Source organism: Pseudozobellia thermophila, from assembly GCF_900141855.1.
Classification (GTDB): domain Bacteria; phylum Bacteroidota; class Bacteroidia; order Flavobacteriales; family Flavobacteriaceae; genus Pseudozobellia; species Pseudozobellia thermophila.
On the sequence record NZ_FQYU01000016.1, the window covers coordinates 37,501 to 40,078 of the forward strand.

The window sequence follows — 2,578 nt, forward strand, 5'->3', positions numbered from 1 at the left end:
CCGGAATCACTTTTGTTTTCTCCTCCTCCGGCTACTTAGATGTTTCAGTTCACCGGGTTCGCCTCCTTGCGGATACTATACCTTCAGTATAGTGGGTTGCCCCATTCGGATACCTGCGGATCATATCGTATGTGCCGATCCCCGCAGCTTTTCGCAGCTTATCGCGTCCTTCATCGCCTCTGAGAGCCTAGGCATTCCCCATACGCCCTTATCCAGCTTGTCGCCGTCCTTTTGTTTCGCTATTCTATTCGCGTACTCTTTACTTAAAAAATTCGTGTTTTTCTTCTTCAAGGCACATCATAAAATGTACCCTGTCCCAATATGTCAATGAACCTTTTGCAATAAACAATTTCCAATAAACAATCAACAATAAATCCTTGATCGTAGATCGGTCATTGCCTATTGACCTGTGGAGAATATCGGAGTCGAACCGATGACCTCCTGCGTGCAAGGCAGGCGCTCTAGCCAGCTGAGCTAATCCCCCAATTACTAGCCGTTAGTAATTAGTAGTCAGTAGTTAGCACTTAACTACCACCCAACTTCTAGAATTTCCTTCAATTTCAACTCAATGAACGTCGTGCCACGGGGCACATCGTAGTCCCGGGCAGACTCGAACTGCCGACCTCTACATTATCAGTGTAGCGCTCTAACCAGCTGAGCTACGGGACTGTCCCGGACCGCACAAGGGCGACCGTTTCCTATATTATCAATACCATAGAGACTTCTTCTTGACCGCTGCCATACGTTTCGGAACACTTTTTTTAGGATACAAATAGGGGACGGGGCGCGGAACGCCTCTATCGGCGAAGGTCGCCCTTGCGCGATACATCGCGCAAAGCTCTAGAAAGGAGGTGTTCCAGCCGCACCTTCCGGTACGGCTACCTTGTTACGACTTAGCCCTAGTTACCGATCTTGCCCTAGGCCGCTCCTTGCGGTGACGGACTTCAGGCACTCCCGGCTTCCATGGCTTGACGGGCGGTGTGTACAAGGCCCGGGAACGTATTCACCGGATCATGGCTGATATCCGATTACTAGCGATTCCAGCTTCACGGGGTCGGGTTGCAGACCCCGATCCGAACTGTGACCGGTTTTGTGGATCCGCTCTGCCTTGCGACATGGCTTCCCGCTGTACCGGCCATTGTAGCACGTGTGTGGCCCAGGACGTAAGGGCCGTGATGATTTGACGTCGTCCCCACCTTCCTCACGGTTTGCACCGGCAGTCCCGTTAGAGTCCCCATCTTGACATGCTGGCAACTAACGGTAGGGGTTGCGCTCGTTATAGGACTTAACCTGACACCTCACGGCACGAGCTGACGACAACCATGCAGCACCTTGCAAATTGCCCGAAGGAAAAGTCATCTCTGACCCTGTCAATATGCATTTAAGCCCTGGTAAGGTTCCTCGCGTATCATCGAATTAAACCACATGCTCCACCGCTTGTGCGGGCCCCCGTCAATTCCTTTGAGTTTCATTCTTGCGAACGTACTCCCCAGGTGGGATACTTATCACTTTCGCTTGGCCGCCCAGGACTCAAGGTCCCGGACAGCTAGTATCCATCGTTTACGGCGTGGACTACCGGGGTATCTAATCCCGTTCGCTCCCCACGCTTTCGTCCATCAGCGTCAGTACATACTTAGTGAGCTGCCTTCGCGATCGGTGTTCTATGTAATATCTATGCATTTCACCGCTACACTACATATTCCGCCCACTCCAATATGACTCAAGACCGCCAGTATCAAGGGCAGTTCTACGGTTGAGCCGCAGACTTTCACCCCTGACTTAACGGCCCGCCTACGGACCCTTTAAACCCAATGATTCCGGATAACGCTCGGACCCTCCGTATTACCGCGGCTGCTGGCACGGAGTTAGCCGGTCCTTATTCTTACGGTACCGTCAGTACCCCACACGTGGGGTGGTTTCTTCCCGTATAAAAGCGGTTTACGACCCATAGGGCCTTCTTCCCGCACGCGGCATGGCTGGATCAGGCTCCCGCCCATTGTCCAATATTCCTCACTGCTGCCTCCCGTAGGAGTCTGGTCCGTGTCTCAGTACCAGTGTGGGGGATCCCCCTCTCAGGGCCCCTAACCATCGTAGCCTTGGTGGGCCGTTACCCCACCAACAAACTAATGGTACGCATGGCCATCCCTGTCCGATAAATCTTTAATCCAATACCCATGCAGGTAATGGATGCCATGGGGCATTAATCCAAATTTCTCTGGGCTATTCCCCGGACAGGGGCAGGTTCCATACGCGTTGCGCACCCGTGCGCCGGTCGCCGGCGGAGTGCAAGCACTCCCCGCTGCCCCTCGACTTGCATGTGTTAGGCCTGCCGCTAGCGTTCATCCTGAGCCAGGATCAAACTCTTCATCGTTGATTCGTATATAATTTCGCGCCAACGCCGATAAAGTCATCCCGGCCCCGTCTCTCTATCTGTGTTCCATTCTTTTTGTTCCAAAATACTTATATGGTAGCTCGCCTGTATATCCCTCAAAACGGATATCGGCTCGCTATCGTCTCTACAGTATGTCAATGAACTTCTTATTCTCTTTTTCAAAGGACCTTCCCGGTCCCCAATCTT

Annotated in this window: 2 tRNA genes and 2 rRNA genes (1 of these 4 cut by a window edge); all 4 read right to left on the reverse strand. The window is 52.5% G+C overall.

The annotated features are described in order from the left end of the window. Positions 1-224 (reverse strand): 23S ribosomal RNA (locus tag BUB37_RS20275); it reaches 2,616 nt to the left of the window's first position. Positions 225-410: 186 nt separating this feature from the next. Then, positions 411-484: transfer RNA gene (locus tag BUB37_RS20280), tRNA-Ala, on the reverse strand. 111 nt (positions 485-595) lie between these two features. Further along, a tRNA-Ile gene (locus tag BUB37_RS20285) sits at positions 596-669 on the reverse strand. A gap of 175 nt (positions 670-844) precedes the next feature. Then, a 16S ribosomal RNA gene (locus BUB37_RS20290) occupies positions 845-2,371 on the reverse strand. The 16S and 23S rRNA genes sit together here with 2 tRNA genes alongside, the layout of an rRNA operon. Positions 2,372-2,578 lie beyond the last annotated feature (207 nt).